General features: G+C 23.6%; 2 pseudogenes. Both read left to right on the plus strand.

What is annotated here, in order from left to right:
* Nucleotides 1–32: 32 nt before the first annotated feature.
* A pseudogene (locus tag ACH8JV_RS19430) lies at nt 33–563 on the plus strand (hypothetical protein).
* A 295-nt stretch (nt 564–858) separates the two neighbouring features.
* Nucleotides 859–1,159: pseudogene (locus ACH8JV_RS19435) on the plus strand (hypothetical protein); the annotation flags it as partial.

Below are 1,159 nucleotides of genomic sequence, written 5' to 3' on the forward strand. Positions count from 1 at the left end.
TTCTTAATGTTGCTAATATGGACTCTATTACTATGACCTGTTTTAGTCATTTATTAAATAAAATTGATAAATGTAATGAAGTAATTTTTGGTAAAAAACTTCTTATTATACAGAATAATTCTGATGATGAAGCCCTTTTTTTAAAATATTTAAGTTTTATTCCGGAAAATGATTTTAATATTGATCTAGGAAGAAATATAAATGATTTTTAGGGAAGGGTTCATTAGAAAATATTCAATATATGTTCGGAGATATACTTAATGCAGAAAGTACTACTATATTTTTAACACAGCATGATGTAAATTTTATATATATAAATCATAATAGTAGAGAGATCGGAGCATGTATTTCAGGGGATGAATTACATATCATTTCTAAAAATCCACTTAATTTTTCTGCAAATTAATATTGTACAAAATTTAATTATTGATCTATATGAATCTAAGCCTAGAGGTGAAAATGGAGAATTTAAAACAGGTTTTTTAGAAGAATTAAAGAAAACTCTTGTAAATGAAAAGATATTATTGAATGTAGAATATTTTTTAGATTTTTTTTATGGGTAAAGTGTAAGGCTTACTTTGAAATAAGGTATTTTAAGGGTTAATTTAGGAATTTTATACAATTTATGCTACACTTGTTAAAAGATAAGCTTGTATTTTAGACTTTTTATTGTTAGAAATACTGTACTTACACAGTAAGCAAAAAATTTAAATTATTAATAATTTTTTTTTGCTTACTGAAAATATTAATAATCTTTAGAATTGAATTGACAGCTTAAATTATTAACTCATTATCAATGATTTATTTTAAATAACGCCTGATTGAAAATCAATTAAATTAAGTTAAGGGTAAATAAATATGAAGTATTTTGTTTTAAGTGCGACGCAAAGTAATCTTTGTCCAGTTTCACTTGTGGATGATGCTGTCCTTTATATGAATAAAGAGCAAGCTAGCCAAAATATCGAATGTGGATCTTTACCTTGGTATAGTTATAAAACTAGCAAAAACTATGAATTACCTATCGAAGGTGTACTTATCTTAAAAAGTAAAAAAATAGAAATAAGTATTAGAAATATAAATGAAAATATATATGTTGTTGATGAAGTTTTTAAGAATATTTTTGGAAAATATATTAATTCTGATTTTATAAGGATTGAAG

The organism is Acinetobacter sp. ABJ_C5_2 (assembly GCF_044538485.1).
In the GTDB taxonomy this organism is placed as follows: Bacteria; Pseudomonadota; Gammaproteobacteria; order Pseudomonadales; family Moraxellaceae; genus Acinetobacter; species Acinetobacter nosocomialis_A.